General features: G+C 64.4%; 20 protein-coding genes. 19 read left to right on the top strand and 1 reads right to left on the bottom strand.

The genetic code is table 11. The features are described 5' to 3' along the window. Positions 1-326 precede the first annotated feature (326 nt). The 13 genes from ACYU03_RS00710 to ACYU03_RS00770 all read left to right on the top strand — a co-directional run bounded on the left by ACYU03_RS00710 (position 327) and on the right by ACYU03_RS00770 (position 17948). Entirely contained in the window at positions 327-1829 is a 1503-nt protein-coding gene (locus ACYU03_RS00710; protein ID WP_461887626.1) for a BcsE family c-di-GMP-binding protein, read from the top strand. Further along, the gene (gene bcsF / locus ACYU03_RS00715) at positions 1826-2008 is read left to right on the top strand and encodes a cellulose biosynthesis protein BcsF (protein WP_461887628.1); all 183 of its coding nucleotides are present in this window, start codon (positions 1826-1828) and stop codon (positions 2006-2008) included. The genes ACYU03_RS00710 and bcsF overlap by 4 nt, the downstream gene beginning before the upstream one ends. Continuing rightward, entirely contained in the window at positions 2001-3614 is a 1614-nt protein-coding gene (bcsG, locus tag ACYU03_RS00720) for a cellulose biosynthesis protein BcsG (protein WP_461887629.1), read from the top strand. Before bcsF ends, bcsG begins: the two co-directional genes overlap by 8 nt. Next, a complete protein-coding gene (gene bcsR / locus ACYU03_RS00725) occupies positions 3615-3830 on the top strand; it encodes a cellulose biosynthesis protein BcsR (RefSeq protein WP_461887631.1) in 216 nt (71 codons plus the stop codon). Next, complete coding sequence (gene bcsQ / locus ACYU03_RS00730; protein ID WP_461887633.1) at positions 3827-4534, top strand: cellulose biosynthesis protein BcsQ; 708 nt, start codon at positions 3827-3829, stop codon at positions 4532-4534. Before bcsR ends, bcsQ begins: the two co-directional genes overlap by 4 nt. Next, positions 4531-7143: a UDP-forming cellulose synthase catalytic subunit gene (gene bcsA, locus ACYU03_RS00735; protein ID WP_461887635.1), complete on the top strand. Its 2613-nt coding sequence runs from the start codon at positions 4531-4533 to the stop codon at positions 7141-7143. Before bcsQ ends, bcsA begins: the two co-directional genes overlap by 4 nt. Continuing rightward, positions 7140-9428, top strand: a complete 2289-nt coding sequence (gene bcsB / locus ACYU03_RS00740; protein WP_461887636.1) for a cellulose biosynthesis cyclic di-GMP-binding regulatory protein BcsB — start codon at positions 7140-7142, stop codon at positions 9426-9428. The genes bcsA and bcsB overlap by 4 nt, the downstream gene beginning before the upstream one ends. A 2-nt stretch (positions 9429-9430) precedes the next feature. Then, entirely contained in the window at positions 9431-10528 is a 1098-nt protein-coding gene (gene bcsZ / locus ACYU03_RS00745; protein ID WP_461887637.1) for a cellulose synthase complex periplasmic endoglucanase BcsZ, read from the top strand. Continuing rightward, positions 10516-14007 carry a cellulose synthase complex outer membrane protein BcsC gene (gene bcsC, locus ACYU03_RS00750; RefSeq protein WP_461887638.1) on the top strand — a complete coding sequence of 1164 codons (3492 nt, stop codon included), beginning with the start codon at positions 10516-10518 and terminating at the stop codon, positions 14005-14007. Before bcsZ ends, bcsC begins: the two co-directional genes overlap by 13 nt. Before the next feature lie 254 nt (positions 14008-14261). Further along, positions 14262-15161, top strand: a complete 900-nt coding sequence (locus tag ACYU03_RS00755; protein ID WP_461887639.1) for a TauD/TfdA dioxygenase family protein — start codon at positions 14262-14264, stop codon at positions 15159-15161. A gap of 19 nt (positions 15162-15180) precedes the next feature. Then, entirely contained in the window at positions 15181-16200 is a 1020-nt protein-coding gene (locus ACYU03_RS00760; RefSeq protein ID WP_461887640.1) for an ABC transporter substrate-binding protein, read from the top strand. Between the two features lie 5 nt (positions 16201-16205). After that, complete coding sequence (locus tag ACYU03_RS00765; protein ID WP_461887641.1) at positions 16206-17069, top strand: ABC transporter ATP-binding protein; 864 nt, start codon at positions 16206-16208, stop codon at positions 17067-17069. 15 nt (positions 17070-17084) lie between these two features. After that, positions 17085-17948, top strand: coding sequence for an ABC transporter permease (locus ACYU03_RS00770; protein WP_461887642.1), 864 nt, complete (start codon positions 17085-17087; stop codon positions 17946-17948). Positions 17949-17951: 3 nt separating this feature from the next. Here ACYU03_RS00770 and ACYU03_RS00775 read toward each other — a convergent pair whose 3' ends face one another. Further along, a complete protein-coding gene (locus ACYU03_RS00775; RefSeq protein WP_461887643.1) occupies positions 17952-18515 on the bottom strand; it encodes a WYL domain-containing protein in 564 nt (187 codons plus the stop codon). A gap of 206 nt (positions 18516-18721) precedes the next feature. Between ACYU03_RS00775 and ACYU03_RS00780 the strand changes: the two genes are divergently transcribed. The 6 genes from ACYU03_RS00780 to ACYU03_RS00805 all read left to right on the top strand — a co-directional run bounded on the left by ACYU03_RS00780 (position 18722) and on the right by ACYU03_RS00805 (position 24713). Beyond that, positions 18722-19534 (top strand): tetratricopeptide repeat protein, encoded by an 813-nt coding sequence (locus ACYU03_RS00780; RefSeq protein WP_461887644.1) that lies wholly within the window; start codon positions 18722-18724, stop codon positions 19532-19534. Positions 19535-19674: 140 nt separating this feature from the next. Further along, the gene (locus tag ACYU03_RS00785) at positions 19675-20127 is read left to right on the top strand and encodes a MarR family winged helix-turn-helix transcriptional regulator (RefSeq protein WP_461887645.1); all 453 of its coding nucleotides are present in this window, start codon (positions 19675-19677) and stop codon (positions 20125-20127) included. Next, on the top strand, positions 20124-22214 hold the full coding sequence (locus ACYU03_RS00790) for an FUSC family protein (protein ID WP_461887646.1): 2091 nt from the start codon (positions 20124-20126) through the stop codon (positions 22212-22214). Before ACYU03_RS00785 ends, ACYU03_RS00790 begins: the two co-directional genes overlap by 4 nt. Next, complete coding sequence (locus ACYU03_RS00795) at positions 22211-22423, top strand: DUF1656 domain-containing protein (RefSeq protein WP_461887647.1); 213 nt, start codon at positions 22211-22213, stop codon at positions 22421-22423. The genes ACYU03_RS00790 and ACYU03_RS00795 overlap by 4 nt, the downstream gene beginning before the upstream one ends. Then, complete coding sequence (locus ACYU03_RS00800; RefSeq protein WP_461887648.1) at positions 22420-23295, top strand: efflux RND transporter periplasmic adaptor subunit; 876 nt, start codon at positions 22420-22422, stop codon at positions 23293-23295. Before ACYU03_RS00795 ends, ACYU03_RS00800 begins: the two co-directional genes overlap by 4 nt. After that, positions 23292-24713, top strand: coding sequence for an efflux transporter outer membrane subunit (locus ACYU03_RS00805; protein WP_461887649.1), 1422 nt, complete (start codon positions 23292-23294; stop codon positions 24711-24713). Before ACYU03_RS00800 ends, ACYU03_RS00805 begins: the two co-directional genes overlap by 4 nt. The last annotated feature ends 205 nt before the right edge of the window (positions 24714-24918 follow it).

Genomic DNA, 24918 nt, shown 5'->3' on the forward strand with positions numbered 1-24918 from the left:
GTCCTGGATGAACCGTTCTTGGAAATGTCACCTTGACATCGCTTTCCTTGAGTGCTGTAGAATTGACGCATTGACAGGGATGTCAGCTTTTTAGTCGGTTTTTTGACGTCGGTTTCTCGTCAATAAAACAACTACTCCCTGTTACCCAATGCGTCCTCATTCTCTGCGACAAGCTCTGCCGCTCTGCTGGCCGGGCCGCTGTGGCTGGTATGGGAACGGTACGTTCACTTTTCCACGTCGTAGATTCGTCATGAGTAGAGGCCGTGGATGCATGGCGCTCAAAAGTTGATAAAGCCTGACGACCCTGAATTTTTAGAGTCATTGTTGTGGCGAAAAGTCTTACTTCTCTAGCTATTCCTGGTCTCGGTATCGAGCAGAGGCAATTCCACAAACAGGGCCTGTATTGGCTGGCCTGCGACAAGGCTGAGGATGCTGCCGTTCTTTGTCGTCAGACGATTGAAGCATTGGCGAAGGATGCCCGTGCAGCGTTGATCGGCGATGCGCGAGAAATACGTGGGGTTCTGGATGGGCTCGATGCGGACCGCGGGCCGGCTGAGTTGGCCTTGTACGAGGCCGATACGCAAGCCGCACTGCATTTGGCCAAGGACCTGCCCAGGATTGACGCCTCCGGGCGCCTGCTTCTGGCGCTTCTGCCAGCCGCCATCTGGCAAGACGACAATGTCGGTCGCTGGTGCCGCGAGCTGAGAGAGGCGGTGCGAAGCACGGGGGCTGTCCTGCTGGTGATCAGCGAAGGGCCGAGCGTATCGGTGATCGACCGGTTGCGTGCTCGCAACCAGGACATCGATGGGCTGGCGCAACTTTATCGTGGCCAGGGTGGTGTGCGTTACCTGCTGCACTTCTGGTCCAACGCGCTTGGCGTCGTGGGTACCCAGGACCTCGAACTGACCCGGCTCGCTGGCGGTTTTGTGCTTTCCGGGCAGCCTCAGCCGCTGGTTGCAGCCGGTGGCGACGAACTCCTTTACCTGGCCCAGCGCCAGGTGCTCGAAGGCGCGCCGGCCTTCTCCGAACACTGGCAACTGTTCGATGGTTTATCCGAGCTGGGGGCCAGGGCAGCCTTGGCCTGCTCGGCGACCGTGATCTTTGCCATGGACGGCGGGCAGCGACTCGATGTGTTAGCGCGTCAGTTGCACACCCTGCGCCAGTTGCGCGGCAATGCGCTGAAGCTGGTGGTACGGGAAACCGGGCCTACCCTGCGTTATCAGGACGAGCAGTTGCTGTTGGCTTGCGGCGCCAGCTTGATCGTGCCGTTCGGGGCCAGCTTGTCGCGTTTCCTGACGTTGGTCGACAGCATCCAGGGCCAGATCTGGCGGCGCAGCCTACCGGCCGATTTCGATGCTCTGCTCGCCCGCCTGCGCCCGTTGCCGCTCTGTGGCCTGGTCGCGCCACGTACGTTCGCCGATGCGGTGCAGAAAATGTGGCAGGGCATGCGCAATGGCGAGATCGTCCATCAGTTGTTGACCCTGCGCCCACCCTCCGGTCTGTCACCGTTGCAGGCTTGTTCTCGCAGTGTGTTCCGTCGTGATGGCGATATCGCCTGCGTGGTTGACGGCACGCTCTTTCTGTTCCTGTTCGCCTGTCGGGCAGAGGGCGTCGAGCAGGCGCTGGATCATATTTTCCAATTGTCGTGGAAGGCGCTTTTCGCCAGCCACGAAGTGCTTGTGAGCCTTGACTGCTTGAACGCCCCCGCCTTTTCGGACGGGACCCGGCCACTGGTGCCTATGGCAGGGGCGGCTGAGGGCCCGTCGACCACGGTTCGATCACCGCTGATGCCGCGCCAGATTTCCTTGCAGAAGTGGAGCTCGGCATGAACATCGTTCAACTGTTGCAGGTCGCCGCCATCAGCGCGCTGGTCACGCTGATCCTGATCCTGTTGCTCATACGCGTGAAGGCGTTCGCGCAGCACTGGCTGAGACGTCGCTTGCCACCCCGTTACCTGAAGTCCGTTGGCGTGCGCCGACGCCTGTGTGAGGAGGGTGAGCATGAATAGTTCGACGTTGTCCGCCGCCCCTTTGGCCCGCTGGCCTGGGCTGGGCGCCTGGAACTTGTATTTCCTGGCAAAGTTCTTGTTGATCGGCATGGGGCTGCTGGATTTCCATGCGCTGGCCAACCTGCTGTTCGCTGCATTCCTGCTGATTCCATTGCCGGGCATCTGGCTGAACCGTGGGCGGCAGGTCCTGGCGGTGCCGACCGGCATTGCGTTGCTCTACTACGACACCTGGCTGCCACCGTTCCGACGGCTGCTGGAGCAGCCCGGTGTGCTCGACTTCTCTTGGGACTATCTGCTAGAGCTGCTAGGCCGCTTCATCAACTGGAACCTGCTGGGCTGTCTGCTGCTGATGCTGGTGGCCTACCTCTACCTGCGCCACTGGTTGCGCTTGAGCACCCTGAGCCTGGCCGGACTGCTGTGGCTTGCCGCCGGTGGCTTGCCGCCAATGGGGCTGGGTGTGCCGCGTGAGGCTGTTGCAGAGTCCGCCACCAGCGAAGCTGCTGGCACCGCCGTGGCGGACAACGCGACCCTGGATGCCTGGCTGGAGAAATTTTTCGAAAGCGAGCGTCAGCGCGTCACCTCGTTCCCCAGCGCGAAGCCGGACGAACAGGCCTTTGACCTGTTGGTGATCAACATCTGTTCGCTGGCCTGGGCCGACCTCTCTGCCGCAGGCCTACGCGACAACCCGCTGTTCGCGCGCCTGGACGTGATCTTCGAGCAGTTCAACTCAGCCACCTCCTACAGTGGTCCCGCGGCCATTCGTATGTTGCGGGCCAGTTGTGGACAGGCATCGCATGCGATGTTGTACAAGCCAGCGCCCGAGCAGTGCTTGTTGTTCGATAACCTGGCAAGGCTCGGCTTCGAGAGCGAGACATTGCTCAATCACAGCGGCCGTTTCGACAACTTCATTGGCGACATCACTGACCAGCAGATGCCACAGCCGAGGCTGGCCAGTACGGACTTCCCACGTGCTCTGGTCGGTTTCGATGGTTCGCCGATCGCCCGCGACCTGGACGTTCTGCGTGGCTGGTGGCAGCAGCGCCAGGGCTCTGAGGCCGAGCATGTCTCGCTGTTCTACAACAGCATCAGCTTGCACGACGGCAACCGTGTGGTGACCGCCGATGGCGGCACGCGTATCGCTGACTATGGCAGCCGGGCGAACCGGCTATTCGATGATCTCGGTCAGTTCCTCGATGACCTGCAGCGCAGCGGTCGCCGGGTAGTGGTCGCCATCGTGCCCGAACACGGCGCAGCGTTGCACGGTGACCGCATGCAGCTGTCCGGCATGCGTGAGATTCCCACCCCAGCGATTACCCATGTGCCGGTGGGGCTGGCGTTCATCGGCATGAATCAACCTGCCCGCGCCGAGCCCCTGCGTGTTTCGAGCCCAACCAGCTACCTGGCGATTTCCGAACTGCTGTCCCGGATCTATGCCCACCAGGGGGCGGGCCAGACGTTGGATCTGCCTGCCCTACTGACGGATCTTCCGACCACCGAGAACGTGGCCGAGACCTCCGGCGCCCAGGTGCTGGATTTCCGGGGCCGCACCTACATGCGTCTGCAAGGACAGCGTGACTGGCAACCTATTCCCAAGGAGATGAATTGAATGTCGAGTAGAGCCGATCCAGTCGACCGTAGCGACGATATCGCCCAACTGCGGCGGCATCTGGACCTGCCAGAGCTGAGCTACCAAGACATCTCCATGATGGTCGGCTTGCGCCAGTCGCTGCAGCGCTGGCCATTGCTGGGTGAAAGTTGCGCGCTATTGATGGGCGACACCGCGCGAGAGGCGGGGCCGGTATTGCAGGCCGTTGAACCATGACCAGCTTCGCCTTGCATGGGGTGCGTGGCGGCCTGGGACGCAGTGCCTTGCTCGCCGCATTGGGCTATGCCTTGCACGAGTTGGGCGAGCGCGTGCTGCTGATCGACTTGTGCCCGGATAACTTGCTGCGCCTGCATTTCAACCTGCCACTTGGCGATCATGACGGCTGGGCACGTGCCGAACTGGAGGGCCGCCCCTTTGGCGATCCGCTTTACGAAGTGCTCGATGGATTATGCCTGATGCCCTTTGGCGAGCTTGAGCAAGCGAGGCTTGTCGAACTGGACGAGCCCGGTGCCTGGCACTTGCGTCAGGGGCAGTTGGCCCGTCATTTCGACTGGTTGTTGTTCGACCTGCCGGCCTCCGGCCGGGGTGTGCCTGAACGCAGCCCCGAGGTGGATGTGCGGGTGCTCGTTGCCGAGGCCGACATGGCCAGCCACATGCTGTTGGAGCGACAGGCGCTGGAGCGTTACCAGCATCTGCTGATCAACCGTTTCGACCCGTCCAGCCGTTTGCAGAGCGATTTGCTGCTGGTCTGGCGCAAGCTCTACGGCGACCGTCTGCCAATGCAACTGGTTCATCGTGATGAAGCATTCACCGAGGCGCTGGCGTGCAAAGCGCCGGTTGGCCATTACGCGCCGCACAGTCTGGCCGCCCGCGATGTGCAGAGCCTGGCCGTGGCCTGTCTGGCGAGGCGCCAGCCGTGAGACTATCGCCGTTAAGCGCCTACAGCTATTTTCTCACTCGCGGTGCGGCGCTGCCGACCGCGTTGCTGTTCACCTTGGGCACATGGCTGGCCTTTCTCCTGCTGCGTCTGGAGTCTCCGGCCTGGCAAGTGCTGCTGGCCGAGCGCCGGCGGTTGTTCCCGCAACTGGCGGACAAGCGTCCGACCCTGGGTGACCCGCTGCGCTTGCTGGTCCAGAGCGTCTGGCTGCTAGTGGTGCGTGAGCCGACGCCGCGCGAGCCTGGGCGGCTGGCGCGAGCCCGGCATGCCCTGGGCGTTGGAGCTGGTGTCGTGCGCCAACGCTTGCGCCAGCAACGGGCGCGCCTGGTCGCCTGGCTGCAGCAGGTGCCGGGGCGTTTCGTCGCCAGCCCGCTGCAGCGCGAGGCAACCCAAGGGTTGCGCCGTTTGAGTGTCGGTGCCCGGCGACTGTTCTACGGTGTGCTCACACTGTGCGCGGTGGCCCTGGCGCTGCTCTGCGTGACCGAGCCATTCGGTTATCTGGCGCAACTGGTGTTCATCTTCCTGCTGTGGGGCATCGCCATGTTGGTGCGTCACATGCCGGGCCGCTTCCCGACGCTGATGCTGATCGTGCTGTCGACGATCATTTCCTGTCGCTACCTGTGGTGGCGCTACTCCTCGACGCTGAACTGGAATGACACCACCGACCTGGTTTGCGGCCTGATCCTGCTGGCCGCCGAAACCTATTCCTGGTTCGTGCTGATCCTGGGCTACACCCAGACCTTGTGGCCGCTGGAGCGCAAGCCGGCAAGCCTGCCGGCGGAGCCTGCGTACTGGCCGACAGTGGACCTGATGATCCCGACCTACAACGAGGACCTCTCGGTGGTGCGCACCACCGTGCTCGCCGCGCTCGGCCTGGACTGGCCACGCGACCGCCTGCGCATCTACATCCTCGATGACGGCCGTCGCAGTGACTTCCGCGCGTTTGCCGACGAGGTCGGGGTTGGCTACATCGTGCGACCGGACAACAAGCATGCCAAGGCTGGCAACCTCAATCACGCCCTGGGCGTCACCGACAGTGAATTGATCGCCATTTTTGACTGCGACCATGTACCGGTGCGCTCCTTCCTTCAGCTCACTGTCGGCTGGTTCCTCAAGGACCCACGCCTGGCGCTGGTGCAGACTCCCCACCATTTCTTCTCACCGGACCCGTTTGAACGCAACCTCGGCTCCTTCCGCCGCCGCCCCAACGAAGGCGAGCTGTTCTACGGGCTGATCCAGGACGGCAACGATATGTGGAACGCCGCGTTCTTCTGCGGCTCCTGTGCAGTGCTGCGACGCAGCGCGCTGGAAAGCATCGGCGGCTTCGCCGTGGAGACCGTGACCGAGGATGCCCACACGTCCCTGCGCCTGCATCGCCAGGGCTGGACTTCGGCCTACCTGCGCTTCCCGCAGGCGGCCGGCTTGGCGACCGAGAGCCTGTCTGCCCATATCGGTCAGCGGATCCGTTGGGCGCGCGGCATGGTGCAGATTTTCCGCACCGACAACCCGCTGTTCGGGCGCGGCCTGAGCCTGTTCCAGAGGATTTGCTACGCCAACGCGATGCTGCATTTCCTCGCCGGCCTGCCACGCCTGGTGTTTCTCACCGCTCCGCTGGCCTTCCTGTTGCTGCACGCCTACATCATCTACGCGCCGGCGTTGATGATCCTGCTCTACGTCCTGCCGCACATGATCCATGCCAGCCTGACCAATGCACGCATGCAGGGCAAATACCGGCAAACCTTCTGGGGCGAGGTCTACGAGACCGTGCTGGCCTGGTACATCGCGCGTCCGACCACGGTAGCGTTGCTGGCGCCGAAGAAGGGCCGTTTCAACGTCACGGCCAAGGGAGGGCTGATGGAGCAGAGCCAGTTCGACTGGCGTATAGCCCAGCCATACTTGATCCTGGCGCTCCTCAACGTGGCAGGCCTCGGTTTTGCTGTCTGGCGCTTGTTCACCGGCCCGGTCTCTGAAATCGGCACGATCATCGTCAGCTCGCTGTGGGTGATCTACAACCTGCTGATCCTGGGAGCAGCGATCGCGGTGGCCGCCGAAGTTCGCCAGGTGCGTCGTGCCCACCGCGTGCAAATGCACCTACCGGCCGCGCTGGTCCTGGAAAACGGCCATGCCTATCCGTGCACTCTGGTCGACTACTCCGACGGCGGTGTTGGCCTCACGTTGGGCGATCACCCGGCGCCAAGGCCAGGCGAACGGGTAAGGCTGGTGCTCAATCGCGGCCAGCGCGAATTCGCCTTCAGCGCACTGGTCAGTCGCAGTGTCGGCCGTCACCTCGGGCTGACATTCGACGCCTTGGACCTGCAGCAGCGTATCGACCTGGTGCACTGCACCTTCGCCCGTGCCGATGCCTGGCTGGACCGGCAGGCGCAGCACCAGGCCGAGCGCCCGCTGCGCAGCCTGGTCGGAGTCCTGAAACTGGGTGGCGTTGGCTACTTCCGTGTGTACGAACATGCGCCCGCCTGGTTGCGCGAACTGCTGCGGCCCTTGCTCGATCTGGGGCGCTGGCTGGCCAGCTTCATGCCGCGTAACCCGCGGCCTTTCCCTTCCACGAACCTTATGAACCGAGACGCATCATGACTCGTTACCCCGTGCGTACCTGGGGCCTGGCGATGGCGCTGCTCGCCTCCATGTTCCAGGCGACCGCTGCCGCTTCCCCGTCCACCCTCGTCACGCCCGCCGGGCCTGCTGAGCCCATGGTGCCGAACTGGCCAGTATCACGGACATTCGAGCAACTCGGTGCTCCAGCCGACACCTTGCTGCTCGGCGTACGCAACAGCGAAAACATCGAGTTCGGCTTGCGCCATGACCGCCTCGCCACCGAGGCCGTCCTGCAACTGGACTACACGCCTTCGCCTGCGCTGTTGCCGACCTTGTCGCACCTGCGGGTCTACCTCAACGACGAACTGATGGGCGTGGTGCCGGTAGAGAAGGATCAGCTTGGCCAGCGCGTCCAGCGCCAGCTGAAACTGGACCCGAAACTGATCGGCGACTTCAACCGCGTGCGTGTGGAGTTCGTTGGGCACTACACCGACATCTGCGAGGACCCGGCGCACAGCGGGCTATGGCTGAGCCTGAACCGCAAGAGCGAGATTCACTTGCGTGAACAGGCGCTGGTGCTGGACAACGACCTGGCCTATTTCCCGTTGCCGTTCTTCGATTCGCGCGATACCGGCAAGGTCGAATTGCCGGTGATCTTCGCCGATGCGCCGACCTTGGGCGAGCAGCGTGCCGCAGCGATTCTCTCCTCTTACTTCGGCAGCCAGGCCGGCTGGCGCAAGGCGAGTTTCCCGGTGTTCTTCGACCGTCTGCCCGCCGCGGGCGAGAGGCCGAAGCCGGCCATCGTCTTCGCGAGCAACGAGCGCCGTCCGGCGTTCCTCGCCGACTTCGAGAAATTCCCCCGGGTGGATGGTCCGGTGGTGCAGATGATCGATCATCCAGGCGATCGCTGGAGCAAGTTGCTGCTGGTGCTTGGCCGCGACGACGAGGATCTGGTCAAGGCCGCCTCGGCGCTGGCGGTCGGCAGCGACCTGTTCCGTGGCGCGCGGGTGAAGGTCGAACAGGTCAGTGAGCTGCAACCGCGCCAACCCTACGATGCGCCGAACTGGACGCGCACCGATCGGCCGATACGCTTCGCCGAACTGCTCGACTATCCGCAGCAGTTGCAGGTCAGTGGCTTGCAGCCACGCGCGATCAGCCTCGATCTGAACTTGCCGCCCGACCTGTTCGTCTGGCGTAACCAAGGCATCCCGCTGCGTACCCTGTACCGCTACACACCGCCGGCGGTCACCGATGAGTCGCGCCTGAGCATCAGCGTCAACGACCAGTACATCACCAGCATGCCGTTGGTGGGCAACGACCGTCGTGGCGGTACGCTGGAAACATTGCGCTTGAGTGTCCTGTCCAGTGACAGCACCGCCCTGAGCGAACAGTTGCTGGTACCGGCGCTGAAGATCGGCGACCGCAACCGCCTGCGCTTCGACTTCAGCTTTGCCAGCAAGCTCGGCAGCAGCCAACGCGACCATTGCCAGACCTCGTTGCCGGTAGACGTGCGCGCGGCCATCGACGAGAACTCGACGATCGACCTGTCCGGCTATCACCACTACATCGCGATGCCCGACCTGCGTGCGTTTGCCCGCAGCGGCTTTCCTTTCAGCCGCATGGCCGATCTCTCCGAGACCTTGATCATGGTGCCCGCCAAGCCGACGGCAATGCAGGTCGGCACCTTGCTCGACGTGGTCGGTGGGTTGGCCGGGCAGATCGGTTACCCGGCCCTCGGTGTGCGCCTGAGCGACGACTGGAAACACGCCGCTGCGACGGATGCCGACCTGCTGCTGATCGGCCGCCTGCCAGACGCGCTGCATGAGCAACGCGATCTCGGCCTGCTGCTCGATGCGCCGCGTGACTGGCTATTGCAGGGGCGTGCACCGGGCCTGCCGGGTAGCCGTCAGTTCGACACTTCGCCAGCGTTGCCGAACAGTCGCGTGGAGGTCAGCGCCCAGGCGCCGATCGCCGCTATCGTCGGGCTCAAGTCTCCGACCCATGAACAACGCAGCGTGGTCGCGCTGCTGGCCAGCGACGATGCCGACTATGCCCTGTTGCGCGATGCGCTCGGTGATGTCGGCAAGCTCGACGCGATCGCCGGCTCGGTGACCCTGGTGCGTAACAGCGGACTGAGCAGCCAGTTCATCGGTGAGCATTATTTCGTCGGCCAGCTTCCCTGGTGGTTGTTGCTCTGGTTCCACCTGTCCGAACACCCGGTACTGCTGGCAGTGATCGCCACCGTCAGCGTCGTGCTGTTCGCCTTCCTGCTGTGGCGTGCCCTGCGTTGGGCGGCCCGGCGTCGGCTGGGTGAGGCGGATTGAATATGCGGCGCTGCTTGGTATTGCTGTTGATGTTGAGCCTGTCCAGCGTCGTCGGAGCGGCGCCGGCCTGTCCATGGCCGGCCTGGGAGCGCTTCAAGACAGAACTGGTCAGTGCGGACGGTCGGGTGATCGACCCGAGTGACGAGCGTCTCATCACCACCTCGGAAGGGCAGAGCTACGGCCTGTTCTTCGCACTGGTGGGCAATGACCGCGCCACGTTTGCGCAACTGCTGCGCTGGACCGCCAACAACCTGGCCCAGGGCGATCTGGCTCGCCACCTGCCAGCCTGGCAGTGGGGGCGTGATGGCCAGGGGAACTGGCGTGTGCTCGACGACAACAATGCCAGCGACGCTGACGTGTGGATCGCCTACAGCTTGCTCGAAGCAGGGCGCTTGTGGCGCGAGCCTGGCTACACGCAACTTGGCCAGCAGTTGCTTTGGCGGATTGCTGCACAGACGCTGCGCAAGTTGCCAGGCCTGGGGGTGATGCTGTTGCCGGCAGACTATGGCTTCGAGGATGCACGTGGCTGGCGGTTGAACCCGAGCTACCTGCCGTTGCAAGTGCTCGACCGTTTCGCCCTGGTTGATCCACTCTGGGGCGAACTCGCCGGCAACGCCCGCCGTCTGTTGCGCGAGTCCTCGCCGAAGGGGTTCGCTCCGGACTGGCTGCTCTGGAGCCCGGCGGGAAGCGTCGAGCCGGACCCTCTCCATGGCAGCGCTGGCGACTACGACGCCATCCGCGTTTACCTGTGGCTTGGCATGCTCGCCGACGATTCGCCGCAACGCGCCGAACTGCTTCGGCATTTTTCGCCAATCACCACGCTCACCGTGCGCACCGGCCAACCGCCGGAAAGCGTTGACGCGCGCAGCGGCAAGGTCAGCGGTGGCGGGCCGGGCGGTTTTTCGGCCGCGCTGCTGCCGCTGCTGGCAGCTTCACCGGACGGCGCCCAGGGCCAGCGGCTACGGGCGCAGGAGATTGAACCGCAGGCCTACTACAGCCAGGTTCTGGCGCTGTTCGGCCTGGGCTGGGATGAAGCTCGCTACCGCTTCGACAAAGACGGACAACTGTTACCGGCCTGGAGCACGTCATGCACCGATTGATTGGCGCATTGTTGCTGTCCGGGCTTGCCTGCCAACTGTCGGCGCAACCGAACGACCGACAAGAGCAGCGGCAATGGTTGCTCGAACAGGTCCGCACGGGCGAGGCGTTGCACCGCGACGACCTGGTACGTGACGCGTTGAGCCGGTTGCGCTTGCTCGAACCACAGGATGCCGAGGTCTTGCTGATGACGTTGCGTCTTGCATTGCGCCAGCAGGACGAGGCGCAGGCCGAACAGCTGCTCACTCGGATCAGCCAAGTGGCTCCCGGCAGTGCGCAGCAGCGTCAGGCCAGGCGCCTGCTGGAGCTGCATCGGCCCGAGGGCGTTCGGCGCCTGCAACAGGCCCGTCTGCTGGCGATCAGTGGTCGCAACGAAGAGGCGCTGGCACGGTATGACGAACTGTTCGCCGGCGAGCCGCCGAGCCTGGAATTGGCGCTCGACTACTGGCGCCTGCGTAGCGGTTTGCCCGGCCAGCGGCGGGAGGCGATTGGCCGCTTGCAGGAACTGGACCGGCAGTATCCGGGCAACGTCGGCCTGCGCCAGACCCTGGTCGGGCTGCTCTTTGCCGAGAAGCGCGACGCCGAGGCGCTGGCCGTGCTGGAGCAATTGTCCCACGACCCAGGCGCGCGTGATGCCGCCGCGGAACGGGAGTTCGAGTACCTCTCCGGGCAGCCTGTGAGCCGCGCCAGCATCGCGGCCTGGCAAGCCTTCCTGCAACGCTATCCGGCAGCACCGCTGCATGCCCAGGCCCAGCAGGCCCTGGAGCAGCAGCGCAAGCTGGTCGCCGACCCCGCCTGGCAGGCGGGCCAGCGTGGCAAGGCATTGCTCGACAAGGGGCACAATGCCCAGGCCGAGGCGCAGTTGCGTCAGGCCCTGCGGCGTTATCCTGACGACGCCAGCCTGCAGGGTGCCCTAGGATATGCGTTGATGCGCCAGGGGCGCTATGACGAGGCCAACACCGCCTTCCGCCTGGCCGCCAGCAAAGAGCAGGACACTTACTCGATCAGTCAGTGGAAAGACCTGGCGTCTTCCAGCCACTACTGGGCGCTGCTGAAAAAGGCCGAGCGCGCCCTGGAGCAACGCAATATCCCTGCTGCCCGCGAGCTTTACCAGCAGGCACGCCGGCAACGGCCCGGGGACGAATTCGCCTTGCTCGGCCTGGCCGATGTGGCCTTGGCGGAAGGTAACAAGGCCAGGGCCGAAGACCTGTTTCTCCAGGTACGACGCATGGCGCCGGACAACGAAAGCGCGGTGCGTGGCCTGGTGCGGATTTACCAGGCGCAATCCCCGGACAGGGTCGTCAGCTATCTGGACAGTCTGCCGGCGCGGCATCAGGCCGGCTTTGCCAGTCTGCGCCGTAGCCTGGAGCTGGATCGGCTGCGGCATGAAGGCGACGCGGCCATGCAGCGGCAGGACTGGCCAGAGGCAAGCCGGCTATTGCAGCAAGCCAGTGCGCTCGACCCGGACGATCCTTGGCTGGTTCTCCAGTTGGCCAACAGCCTGCGCCAGCAAAACCGCGCCAGCGAGGCTGATGCCGCCTTCGCTGGCCTGTTGCAACGACGGCCTGTCGACCCGACCGCTCGCTATGCCCACGGCCTGTTCCTCGAGTCCGGCGACCGTGACGCCCAGGCGCTGGACAGCCTGCGTGGCCTACCCGCTAGCGCTTGGGATGACGATATGCGGACGCTGGAGAAACGCCTGCGGCGGCGCCTGACGTTGGTCCAGGCGCAGGCCCTGCGCAGCCAGGGGCGTGAAGGCGAGGCGACGAAACTGCTGGAGGCCGGCCTGGCCCGCGGCGAAGGCGACGTCGATGATCTGCTGCTAATGGCCGATTGGGCGCAGGCGGGCGGTGACAGCAAAGCCGCCCAGGCGTACTACCTGCGCGTGCTGGAGCGTCAGCCGGAGCAACCCCAGGCCCGCCTGGGGTTGATCGAAGGCTGGATCGCTGACGGCGATTTGAGGCGGGCCCATGAAGCGTTGAAAAACTGGCCTGCGCCGTTCTCCGATGAGCAGGTCGATGCACAGCGGCGCCTGGCCAACGCCTGGGTAGCGGTCGATGAGCGTGAACACGCTGCGCAGTTGTTCAGCCATCTGGTGTCCATACAGGCACAGCCCGATCCACTGCTGCGTCGGGATGCGGCGCGCCTGTTGGCGCCTCAGGACCCTCAGCGGGCACTGGATTTGTATGGCGAGGCCATGGCCGATGCCGATCTGCTGGACCGGCGCGCGCTGTCGCCCCGTGACGACCGTGCGCTGACCCTGGCCAGCCGGGTGCGCGATGACGATGACTGGCTGGCGCGTAGCCTGCGCAGCGATGTCGATCAGCTGTACCGCCAGCAAAACCCTAGCATCACCCTGATGCATGACTATGGCTGGCGGGAGGACGATGGCACACCGGGTATTTCCAAGCTGACCACCCAGACCACGTTGCTGCACGCCGACGCTCCCTGGCGCGACGGCAAAGCGTTTGTCCGGCTAGAACGGATTGGTCTGGACGCCGGTAGCTTCGATCTGGACGCGGATGGCCAGCATCGCGAGGCATTCGGTTCCTGCGAGCTTCTGGGGTGTCCTGGGGGAACGCAGCGTACCAATGGCAGTGTGGTGGCGCTGGGCTGGCAGGGCGGCCGCTGGGCTGTCGACCTAGGCACCACCCAGGGCTTCGAGGTCAATAATTGGCTCGGTGGTGCGACGGTCAAAGGTGATCTGGGGCAGATTGGCTGGTCGCTGACGGCCTCGCGCCGGTCCATGAGCAACTCGCTGTTGTCGTTCGGCGGTGCCCGGGACCCGAACCTCGGTGAACGCTGGGGCGGCGTTACCGCCAACGGTGCGACGCTTGGCTTGAGCTGGGACCAAGGCGGTGATCATGGCGTCTGGGCCAGCCTCGGCCATCATTGGTTGCTCGGTGAGAATGTCCCAGACAACAGGCGCAGCAGGGTCATGACGGGCTATTACTATCGCTTGCTCGAGCGCGCCGATGAACGCATGCGCACCGGCGTGACCCTGATGCATTGGCGCCACGACAAGGACCTGGGTGGCTATACCCTAGGCCAGGGCGGTTACTACAGCCCGCAGCGCTATGACTCCATCGGTATTCCGCTCAGCTACGCCTGGCGCAACTATGACTGGTCGCTGTTGCTGGAGGGCTCGGTCAGTTGGTCCAGGGCCAGCAGTGGCAGCGGCCGCGAGTACCCCGATGCGGCACTGAACAGCAAGTTGTTGTCCCGCTACGATATCGACCCCGAGGATCTCAATGCCGCGAGCTCCTCGACCAACAGCAGCGGCGTGGGTTATCACATGCGGGCGTTGTTCGAGCGGCGCCTGAACGACCGATGGGCGCTCGGCGGCGGTTTCGACTGGCGACACAGTGACGATTACGCACCGAGCCACGCCATGTTGTACCTGCGCTATCTCTTCGAACCCTGGAGGGGTAATTTGTCGTTACCGGTCGAGCCGCTGGAGCCCTACAGCGAGTGGCGTTGAGCTGTGCCGTGCCCGCCCCTGTCTAGCGGGGGCGGGCGTGGCGCGAGCGGTCATTCGGCCACCGGCGGGCGGGCGAATCCTTCATATTGTTATTCTCTAATGGTATTTAAATTATTTTTCTTATGACTTTATAGTCACTCCACTGCGTACCTGCCGACCAATCGGCGCGCCGCACGACTTGAACCAACACGGTACACCCGTGAGTTTCTGATCGATGCGCGCACCTTGGGTCGCGCACTGCGTGGGAGTGAATCATGTCAGCCGCTTCGAACGCCTTGTCGTCCATCGACAGCGCACAGCCGCAAGTTTTCCAAATCCGCCCGTTCGCTGGCGCCGTGGGTGCCGAGATCATTGGCTTGGACCTGGCCCAACCGGTCAACGCCGAGGATTTCGCCCGTATCCACCGCGCCCACCTGGACCACCACGTCTTGGTGTTCCGCGACCAGCGCATCACCCCCGAACACCAGATCGCCTTCAGCCGCCGTTTCGGCGAGCTGCAGATCCATGTCCTCAAGCAGTTTCTGCTGGCGGGGCATCCGGAGATCCTGATCGTCTCCAACATCATCGAGAACGGCCAGAACATCGGCCTGGGCGATGCCGGCAAATTCTGGCATTCAGACCTGTCGTACAAGGAGCTCCCTAGCCTGGGGTCGATGCTGCATGCCCAAGAGTTGCCCAGTGAAGGCGGCGACACTCTGTTCGCCGACATGCACAAGGCCTGGGACGCGCTGCCTGAAGCGCTGCGCAAGGCTGTCGAAGGGCGCAGCGCGGCACATTCCTACACCGCCCGCTACAGCGAGACCAAGTTCGAAGGTAACTGGCGCCCGACCTTGACCGCCGAGCAACTGGCGCAGGTGGCTGAAGTCGTCCACCCGATCGTCCGCACCCACCCGGAAAACGGTCGCAAGGCACTGTTCGTCAGTGAAGGCTTCACCACCCGCATCGTTGGTCTGCCGGAAGACGAGAGCCAGGAAATTCTCCAGCAGCTCTACGCCTACAGCGTGCTCGAAGAGAACATCTACCGCCACCAGTGGCAGCCTCACGACCTGGTGTTCTGGGACAACCGCTCGCTGATCCACCTGGCCACCGGCTGCCCCGCGCACCTGCGTCGCAAGCTGTACCGCACCACCATCCAGGGCGATGCCCCGTTCTGACGACTTCAGGAGAAACACCATGCGCAAATCCATCAGCCGCCTGGCGGCAAGCATTGGCCTGGGCGCGAGCCTGATTGCCGGCAGTCTGGTCGCCCCGAACGTGGCCCAGGCCGAAGGCCAGATCCGCATCGCCGAACAATTCGGCATCGTCTACCTGCTGCTCAATGTGGTCCGTGACCAGCAACTGATCGAGAAGCATGGCAAGGAACAGGGCATCGACATCAAGGTCGACTGGGCTCAGCTCTCTGGCGGTGCGGCGATCAACGATGCGCTGCTGTCCGGTTCGGTGGACATCGCCGGTGCCGGTGTCGGCCCGCTGTTGACCGTCTGGGACCGTACCAAAGGCCGGCAGAACGTCAAGGCCGTAGCTTCGCTGGGTAACTTCCCGTACTACCTGGTCAGCAGCAACCCCAACGTCAAGACCATCGCCGACATCTCTGAAAAAGACCGCATCGCCGTGCCGGCGGTGGGCGTCTCGGTGCAGTCGCGCTTCCTCCAGTACGCCGCCGCCAAGCAATGGGGCGACAAGGAATACGCGCGTCTGGACAAGTACACCCTGGCCGTGCCCCATCCGGATGCCACAGCGGCCCTGCTGGCCGGCGGCACCGAGCTCAACGGGCACTTCTCCAACCCGCCGTTCCAGGATCAGGTACTGGCCAACAAGAACGTGCACGTGGTGCTCAACAGCTACGACCTGCTGGGGCCGAACTCGCCGACTCTGCTGTTCGCCACCGAGAAGTTCCGTAAGGACAACCCCAAGACTTACAAGGCGTTCGTCGACGCCCTGGCCGAAGCGGCGGATTTCGCCCAGAACGACAAGGCTGCGGCGGCGGACACTTACATCCGCGTGACCAAGGCCAAGATCGACCGCGACGCACTACTGAAGATCATTGACAACCCCGAGTACGAATTCAGCGTCACGCCGAAGAACACCTACCCGTTGGCCGAGTTCCTGTACCGGGTCGGCGCGATCAAGAACAAGCCCGAATCGTGGAAGGAGTACTTCTTCCAGGATGAACGCCCGCTGCAGGGGAGCTGACACCCATGACCGCCCCATTGCCAGGCCACACGGCCAGCAACCTGAGCCGTGTCGATACCCCGCCGCTTTTGCAGGTGGACAACCTCAGTCTCGAGTACCGCACCGCCCAGCGCGTGGTGCGAGCCACCCACCAAGTCAGTTTCGAAGTGGACCACGCCGACCGCTTCGTCCTGCTCGGCCCTTCCGGCTGTGGCAAGTCGACGCTGCTCAAAGCGGTAGCTGGCTTCATCAGCCCCAGTGAGGGCCAGATCCTGCTCCAGGGCCGCCCCGTCCATGGCCCGGGCCCTGACCGCATCGTGGTGTTCCAGGAGTTCGACCAACTGCCGCCCTGGAAGACCGTGAAGCAGAACGTCATGTTTCCCCTGCTGGTGTCCGGCAAGCTCAAGCGTGCCGAGGCCGAGGAGCGGGCCTTGCATTACCTGGACAAGGTCGGGCTGGCTGCCTTCGCCGATGCTTACCCGCACACCCTTTCCGGTGGCATGAAGGCGCGGGTGGCCATTGCCCGTGCCCTGGCGACCCAGCCGAAGATCCTGTTGATGGACGAGCCCTTCGCCGCCCTCGACGCCTTGACCCGGCGCAAGATGCAGGAGGAGTTGCTGTTGCTCTGGGAGGAGGTGCGTTTCACCCTGCTGTTCGTTACCCACTCCATTGAGGAGGCGTTGGTGGTGGGCAACCGCATCCTGCTGCTCTCGCCGCATCCTGGCCGGGTGCGTGCCGAGGTTCACAGCCACCAGTACGACCTCGGCAGCCTCGGCGCCAGCGACTTCCAGGCCAGTGCCCAGCGCATCCATCGCCTGCTGTTCGACGAGGGGCCGACGCCTGTCCAGGCGCCGGTGCTGGATTTCAGCGACATCCGTATTGCCTACTGAACGGGAGTTTCAGCCATGACGACCACACCTGTCCGACAGGAATACGAGGTGCAGCTGGAGCCCCTGCTCAGCGTACCGCTCGAACGCCAGCTGCCGCTGGCCCAGCGTCTTTGGCAACAGAGCTGGTTGCGCAAGGGCGTGATCCTCTTGCTGCTTGCTGCCCTCTGGGAAGGGGCTGCCCGCTACACCGGCAACGACCTGCTCCTGCCAAGCTTCCTGCAAACCGCCGTGGCGCTGTGGGACGGCCTGCTCAGTGGCGAGCTGCCGGCCAAGGTCGGTGTCTCGCTGGTGGTGCTGCTCAAGGGCTATCTGCTGGGCATCGTCCTGGCCTTCGCCCTGACCAGCCTGGCCGTCTCGACCCAGTTCGGCCGCGACCTACTCGGGACCCTGACCTCGATGTTCAACCCGCTGCCGGCCATCGCCCTGTTGCCCCTGGCGTTGCTGTGGTTCGGCTTGGGCGATAACAGCTTGATCTTCGTCCTGGTGCATTCGGTGCTCTGGGCCCTGGCCTTGAACACCTATTCGGGCTTTCTCGGCGTCTCGGAGACCCTGCGCATGGCCGGGCGCAACTATGGCCTGCGTGGGCTGCGCCTGGTGTTGCACATCCTGGTGCCGGCGGCGTTGCCGTCGATTCTCTCGGGGTTGAAGATCGGCTGGGCGTTTGCCTGGCGCACCCTGATCGCCGCCGAGCTGGTGTTCGGGGCCAGCAGCGGCAAGGGAGGTCTGGGCTGGTACATCTTCCAGAACCGCAACGAGCTGTACACCGACAAGGTGTTCGCCGGCCTGGCCGTGGTGATCCTCATCGGCCTGCTGGTGGAAAGCCTGGTGTTCAACACCCTGGAACGGGTGACTGTGCGCCGTTGGGGCATGCAGCGCTAAGGGCTAGGCCGGAGGGCAGTACTGGGCTGCCGCCTTGCTCAAGGTCCGGGCAATCTCTTCGCGCAAGGCCTGGGGCTGCTCGACCACCAGGCTCTCGCCTTGGCTGAGCAGCCACCAGCGCAGGGGCGTGCTATCGCCGACACGAGCGCGCAAGCGGTGGCCTTGCTCCAGGGCCGTCAGTTGCATGTTCGGCGCCAGGGGAGCCTCACGCAGCTGGCGGGCCAGCTTGTCATCGATCCAGGCCTGCAGCTCGATGCCGTCCCCGGGTTCGGGCGGCAGCGTATCGCTGCGCAGGTAACTCTGCAGGTCGAAGTGGCTGCGCAACTCACCCCCGGCGCTGGCCGACCAGTGCCAGCCGAACGGAATGCTCTTGTCATTACGTACGAGCGGAAAGATCAGCGACAACTCATTGAGGTCACGCTCGACCGAGCGTTTGCTGATGTTGAAGCCTGCATCGCGCAAGCGCCAGACCAGTTCGGCACTGGTGATCCCTGGAGAGCGGCCGGGCAGTTGGCGCAGCAACGCCCATTGGCGGCTGAGGGTGGCGCGGGTGGTGGCGGAAGGCAAAAGGTAACGTCCTTGTCTAGGCTTGCGGCAATAGCATGGCGGTACGGGTAGCACATGGCAATTAGCCACATGCTGCTCAGATCAAGGAACAAGCCATTGGTTGCCTTGTATCGAATCGTTCGCGACAGGTTTTGTCGTGGCATCGCGCAGAATCACGCCTCATCACAGCCGCTGTCGGCGCTGTGGATCGTTCAATGAGGATGAACATGTCTGCTGCCAGCAATATCTATTCGCTGCTCGAGCGTCTCTTGCCCGAGCGGATCGTTCCGCTGCCTGCGCGACCAAGCTTGCGGCAGCGGCTGTTTGCAGGCGTTGGCATGCCAAGCCAGCAAGCGTTGTTGGGGCAGAGCTTCAGCCTGGTCAACCGGTTGGACGAGGCGGCCGACTTGCAGGCGGTGTATGCCGACCTGCGCCGTCAGGCCCTGCAAGGCAATGTGGCGGTGCTCAATGACCTGGGCTGGATCTGGCTCAACGGCAAGTACTGGCGCGCCGAGCCGCTGCTGGCCGGGCACCTGTTGCGCATGGCCGCCCTGCAGGGTAGCGCGGCGGCCTGGTTCAACCTTGGACAGCAGCATTACTTCGGCAAGGGGGTCGAGGTCTCCTACGGCAATGCCGCCGAGTACTACCGGCATGCTTTCGAACGCGGCATGGTGCATGCGGCTGCGGCGCTCGGGGATCTTTATGAAGAGGAGGTCTGCGATACCGGTCTGGATTGGCAGGTCGACCTGACCGAGGCCTACCAGTGGTTCATGCGGGGCGCAGAGCGGGGTGAGGCCCGTTGCCGGTTCGAAGTTGGCTACCGCTTGTTGCATGGCATGAATGTGGAGGCCGATGCCAAGGCCGCGCTGTATTGGCTGGAGCTGGCCGCCGTGGCGGGTGTCGTGCAGGCCGCCGAGGAGTTGGCCGTGCACTTCAGCAGTAGCGATGCTCTGCGCTACCTGTACTGGCGCGACCAGGCCATCCAGATGGGCAGCACCCTGGCCCTGACCATGAAGCTGGAAGATCAGGTCCAGCCCTGATCCTCCCAGCGCGTTCAGCAGATTCTGCCGCAGGAATTATTGAGGCATGCAGGGCATCCGTCACTCACCTGTTGACGGCGGGGGGAGGGAAAGCAGTAGTATAGATAGTTAGCAAACTATGAATATCTCCGGTTTCTCTCATGACGCTTGACGCACTGCAACTGAACATCAGCAGCGGCATGGTCACGGCCGCCCGCCATTGGCGGCGCATTTGCCAGGCGACCCTGACCAGCTACGGCATCTCTGAGGCCTGCGCCGTGCCTTTGCTGATGATCGTGCGCCTGGGCGATGGCGTGCATCAGGTGGCGGTGGCCCAGGCAGCCGGTCTGGAAAGCCCGTCGCTGGTCCGCCTGCTCGACCAACTGTGCAAGGCCGGCTTCGTCTGCCGCAGCGAAGACCCACTCGACCGCCGCGCCAAGGCCCTGAGCCTGACTGTCGAAGGCCGTGCCTTGGCCGAATCGATCGAAGGGGAGTTGACGCGCCTGCGCCGCGAAGTGCTGCGTGGTATCGACCAGGCTGATCTGGAAGCGACCCTGCGGGTGATCCGCGCCTTCGAAGATGCCAGCCAGTATGCTTCGGACGGGCCCGCATGAACGGATTTTTCAGTTCGGTGCCGCCCGCCCGCGATTGGTTCTATGGGGTACGCACCTTCGCCGCGTCGATGATCGCCCTGTACATCGCCTTGCTCATGCAGCTACCGCGGCCTTACTGGGCCATGGCTACGGTCTACATCGTGTCCAGCCCTTTCGTCGGCCCCACCAGTTCCAAGGCCCTGTACCGTGCCCTGGGCACCTTGCTGGGCGCGGGCGGGGCGGTCTTCCTGGTGCCACCGTTGGTGCAGTCGCCGCTGTTGCTGAGCATCGCTATCGCCCTGTGGACCGGGACTCTGCTGTTTCTCTCGTTGAACCTGCGCACCGCCAACAACTACGTGTTGATGCTCGCCGGCTACACCTTGCCGATGATCGCCCTGGCGGTGGTCGACAACCCGCTGGCGGTGTTTGATGTCGCTTCCTCGCGGGCCCAGGAAATCTGCCTGGGCATCGTCTGCGCGGCGGTTGTCGGCGCCATCTTCTGGCCGCGCCGCCTGGCGCCGGTTGTGATGGGTGCCACCGGTAACTGGTTCAACGAGGCCATCCGCTACAGCGACACCTACCTGGCACGTGAGGCCACGGCCGACAAGGTCGGCAGCTTGCGCGCCTCGATGGTGACGACCTTCAACACCCTGGAGGCGATGATCGGCCAGTTGGCTCATGAAGGCGCCGGCCCGCAGACCGTGAAGAACGCCCGAGAGCTGCGCGGCCGCATGATCCACCTGCTGCCGGTGGTCGATGCCCTGGATGATGCCTTGCTGGCCCTCGAGAGCCGCGCACCAGCCCAGTACGCCCAACTACAGCCCCTGCTGGCACAGGCCCGCGAATGGCTACAAGCCACCGCCGAAGACGCCTCGGTGGCCCGCTGGACGGCCTTGCGCGAGCAACTGGACCGCCTGCAGCCCAGTGCTGCCGAGCTGGATGAGCGTGCCGAACTGCTGCTCTCCAACGCCTTGTACCGCCTGGCCGAATGGGTCGACCTCTGGCAGGACTGCTGCAGCCTGCAGCACGCCCTGCGTAATGAAGACCCAGCGCCCTGGCGCGCGGTCTACCGGCACTGGCGCCTGGGCCGCCTGACGCCGTTCTTCGACCGTGGCCTGATGCTCTATTCGGTGTTCTCCACCGTCACCGCCATCATCGTCGCCAGTGGCCTGTGGATTTTGCTTGGCTGGAACGATGGTGGCAGCGCGGTGATCCTCGCGGCGGTGGCCTGCAGCTTCTTCGCCGCCATGGACGACCCGGCGCCGCAGATCTACCGGTTCTTCTTCTGGACCTTGCTGTCGGTGATCTTCGCCAGCCTCTACTTGTTCCTGGTGCTGCCCAACCTGCATGACTTCCCCATGCTGGTGCTGGCTTTCGCCGTGCCGTTCATTTGCGTGGGCACCCTGACCGTGCAGCCGCGCTTCTACCTGGGCACCTTGCTGACCATCGTCAACACCGCCACCTTCATCAGCATCCAGGGCGCCTACGACGCTGACTTCCTGACCTTCATCAACGCCAACATGGCTGGCCCGGTTGGGCTGCTGTTCGCCTTCATCTGGACCCTCGTGGTGCGACCGTTCGGTGTCGAACTGGCGGCCAAGCGCCTGACCCGCTTCTGCTGGCGGGACATCGTCGAGATGACCCAGCCGGCGACCCTGGCCGAACACCGTCAGGTCGGCGTGCAGATGCTCGACCGCCTGATGCAGCATGTGCCGCGGCTGGCCATGACCGGCCAGGACAGCGGCGTGGCCCTGCGCGACCTGCGCGTCGGCCTCAACCTGCTTGACCTGCTGGCCTACACACCGAGGGTCGGGCAGCAAGCGCGCGAGCGGCTGGAGACGGTTGTCGAGGAGGTCGGCGAGCACTATGCCGCCTGCCTGCGCGCCGGCGAGCGCCTGCACGCGCCGGCAGTGCTGTTGCGCAACATGGAGCGTGCGCGCCAGGCTCTGGCCATGAGCGATATGAGCGACCGCGGTGAAGCCCGGGTGCACCTGCTGCATGCCCTGAGCGGCCTGCGCCTGGCCCTGTTGCCGGGTGTCGAAGTGGTGCTCGAGCCCGCCGACCAACAACCGCAACTGCCCCATGGCATCGATGGAGCGTCCCTGTGATCGGTGATCTGGATATCAGCGGGGTGTTCCTGCCCACGCTGCTGGTGGTGATGGTCATCACCTACCTGTTGTTCCTGGGTGTGCACGCCGTGCTCACCCGCTTGCATTTCTATCGCCTGGTCTGGCACCGGGCGTTGTTCAACGTCGCTCTCTACGCCGTGATGCTCGGCGTGGTGGAGCACTTTTGCCGAAACCTGATGCTGTCATGAAAAGACCTTTATTGACCTTGGGCCGTGTGGTCCTGACGCTGTTGGTGGTATCCCTTGCGGCCGTGCTCGTCTGGCAGATGGTCGCGTACTACATGTTCGCTCCCTGGACTCGCGACGGGCATATCCGTGCCGACGTGATCCAGATCGCGCCGGACGTATCCGGCCTGATCCAGAAGGTCGAAGTGCGCGACAACCAGGTGGTCAAGCGCGGCGACGTGCTCTTCACCATCGACCAGGACCGCTTCAGCCTCGCGCTGCGCCAGGCCCAGGCGACCCTGGCCGAACGCCAGGAAACCCTTGCCCAGGCCCAGCGCGAGGCCCGGCGTAACCGCAAGCTCGGCAACCTGGTGGCTGCCGAGCAGCTCGAAGAGAGCCAGTCCCGCGAGGTCCGCGCCCGCTCGGCGGTGAATGAGGCCCAGGTGGCAGTGGACACCGCCCAACTCAACCTTGACCGCTCGGTGGTGCGCAGCCCGGTGGATGGCTACCTCAATGACCGGGCGCCACGCGCTCATGAGTTCGTCACCGCTGGCCGCCCGGTACTGTCGGTGGTCGACAGCACCTCCTACCACGTCGATGGCTACTTCGAAGAGACCAAGCTCGGTGGCATCCGTGTCGGCGATGCCGTGGACATCCGCGTGATGGGCGACAACACCCGCCTGCGTGGCCATGTGCAGAGCATGGCCGCCGGTATCGAAGACCGTGACCGCAGCAGCGGCGCCAACCTGCTGCCCAACGTCAACCCGGCCTTCAGCTGGGTGCGCCTGGCCCAGCGCATTCCGGTGCGTATCGCCTTCGATGAAGTGCCGGATGATTTCCGTATGATCGCCGGGCGCACCGCGACTGTGTCGATCATCGAGGAGCTGCGCCCATGAAACGCCTGATCCTGCTGGGCTTGAGCCTGTCGCTCGGCGCCTGCCAGATGCTCGGGCCCGACTACCATGTACCCGAGGACGCGGCTGTCCAGCGCGGCGACCTGCAGGGCCAGTTACGCCAGGACGCCGACAGCGTCGTTTCCGCGCCAGTGCCGGATGACTGGTGGCAGCTCTACCAGGACCCGCGCCTGAACGACCTGGTGCGTCAGGCCCTGAGCGCCAACACCGAATTGCGCGTGGCGGCCGCGAACATCGCTAAGGCCCGCGCCCAGGTCGAAGAAGCCCAGGCCCGGGGCGGTTTCAACGGTGGCGTCACCCTGGCGGCCCAGCGCCTGCAGGAGTCCGGCGAAGCCTTCCTGCTGCCGGAGAAAGTGCCGGTAGCCAACATCGGTGAAGCCATCCTCAGCGCGTCCTACCAGTTCGACCTGTGGGGCACTCTCAAACGTGGCGTCGAAGCGGCCCAGGCCAATGCCGATGCTGTGCAGGCCGCCGCCGATACCGCCCGCATTACCCTGGTGGCCGACGTGGTCAAGGCCTACACCCAGGTATGCTCGGCCAACGAGGAATACCACATTGCCCGCGAGTCCCTGGACCTGCAGGAGCAGAGCGTGCAACTGACCCAGCGTCTGCGTGATGCTGGGCGTGGCGACGAAACCCAGGTCACCCGTTCGCAGACCCAATTCAAGTCCCTGCGCGCCGAGCTGCCGCGCTTCAATGCTGAGCGCGAGGCTGGCCTGTACAGCCTCGCCGCGCTGCTGGCCAAACCTGTCGAGCAGTTGCCGGCGGGCACCGCTGATTGCGCCGAGCTCCCGCACCTTGCCCAACTGATTCCGGTCGGTGATGGCGCCGCCTTGCTCAAGCGCCGCCCCGACGTGCGCCAGGCCGAGCGCCAACTGGCCGCTGCCACCGCCACCATCGGCGTAGCGACTGGCGCGCTGTACCCAGACATCAGCATTGGCGCCCAGGTCGGCACCATCGGCATCCTAGACAACCTCGGTGAGCCCTCGACCAACCGCTGGGGCTTTGGCCCACTGTTGAGCTGGACCATCCCTACCAACGGCACCCGTGCCCGTATCCGCGAAGCCGAAGCCTCGACCCAGGCGGCGCTGGCGCATTTTGACGGCGTGGTGCTCAACGCCATCCGCGAAACCCAGACCCGCCTGGCGCAGTACTCAGCCTTGCTCGACCGCCGCGACGCCCTGGTCGAAGCCGAGCGCTCGGCGAAAGAAGCGGCGGACCAGACCCATCGATACTTCCTGGCGGGGCGTGAGTCGTTCCTCGCTGACCTGCAGGCGACCCGCACCTACACCGACATGCGTGCGCAGTTGGCAGCGGCCAATACCCAGGTGGCGATGGGGCAGATTGGCGTGTTCCTGGCGTTGGGTGGGGGATGGCAGGGCGCGCACGCCAAGCAATGAGTGCTTGGCGCTGACTTACACGCAAAACGTACACGCCAATCGCGGGTAAGCCCGCTCCCACAGCGTACGCGCCGTGCTTGCAACATTTGGTCTCTGCACGATCTCCTACAGGTGCTGCGCAGCCCTGAGATTGTAGGAGCGGGCTTGCCCGCGATTGGCTGCACAGCAGCCCCTGCCGTCTCTCGGTTGTAGGACCTTTTCGAAG

It is taken from the genome of Pseudomonas sp. X10 (assembly GCF_054889225.1).

Bases quoted from the DNA above. Each gene is read 5' to 3' on its own strand.
- bcsF (WP_461887628.1), top strand. From the start codon at position 1,826: ATGAACATCGTTCAACTGTTGCAGGTCGCCGCCATCAGCGCGCTGGTC.
- bcsG (WP_461887629.1), top strand. From the start codon at position 2,001: ATGAATAGTTCGACGTTGTCCGCCGCCCCTTTGGCCCGCTGGCCTGGG.
- bcsR (WP_461887631.1), top strand. From the start codon at position 3,615: ATGTCGAGTAGAGCCGATCCAGTCGACCGTAGCGACGATATCGCCCAA.
- bcsQ (WP_461887633.1), top strand. From the start codon at position 3,827: ATGACCAGCTTCGCCTTGCATGGGGTGCGTGGCGGCCTGGGACGCAGT.
- bcsB (WP_461887636.1), top strand. From the start codon at position 7,140: ATGACTCGTTACCCCGTGCGTACCTGGGGCCTGGCGATGGCGCTGCTC.
- bcsZ (WP_461887637.1), top strand. From the start codon at position 9,431: ATGCGGCGCTGCTTGGTATTGCTGTTGATGTTGAGCCTGTCCAGCGTC.
- bcsC (WP_461887638.1), top strand. From the start codon at position 10,516: ATGCACCGATTGATTGGCGCATTGTTGCTGTCCGGGCTTGCCTGCCAA.
- ACYU03_RS00755 (WP_461887639.1), top strand. From the start codon at position 14,262: ATGTCAGCCGCTTCGAACGCCTTGTCGTCCATCGACAGCGCACAGCCG.
- ACYU03_RS00760 (WP_461887640.1), top strand. From the start codon at position 15,181: ATGCGCAAATCCATCAGCCGCCTGGCGGCAAGCATTGGCCTGGGCGCG.
- ACYU03_RS00765 (WP_461887641.1), top strand. From the start codon at position 16,206: ATGACCGCCCCATTGCCAGGCCACACGGCCAGCAACCTGAGCCGTGTC.
- ACYU03_RS00770 (WP_461887642.1), top strand. From the start codon at position 17,085: ATGACGACCACACCTGTCCGACAGGAATACGAGGTGCAGCTGGAGCCC.
- ACYU03_RS00780 (WP_461887644.1), top strand. From the start codon at position 18,722: ATGTCTGCTGCCAGCAATATCTATTCGCTGCTCGAGCGTCTCTTGCCC.
- ACYU03_RS00785 (WP_461887645.1), top strand. From the start codon at position 19,675: ATGACGCTTGACGCACTGCAACTGAACATCAGCAGCGGCATGGTCACG.
- ACYU03_RS00790 (WP_461887646.1), top strand. From the start codon at position 20,124: ATGAACGGATTTTTCAGTTCGGTGCCGCCCGCCCGCGATTGGTTCTAT.
- ACYU03_RS00800 (WP_461887648.1), top strand. From the start codon at position 22,420: ATGAAAAGACCTTTATTGACCTTGGGCCGTGTGGTCCTGACGCTGTTG.
- ACYU03_RS00805 (WP_461887649.1), top strand. From the start codon at position 23,292: ATGAAACGCCTGATCCTGCTGGGCTTGAGCCTGTCGCTCGGCGCCTGC.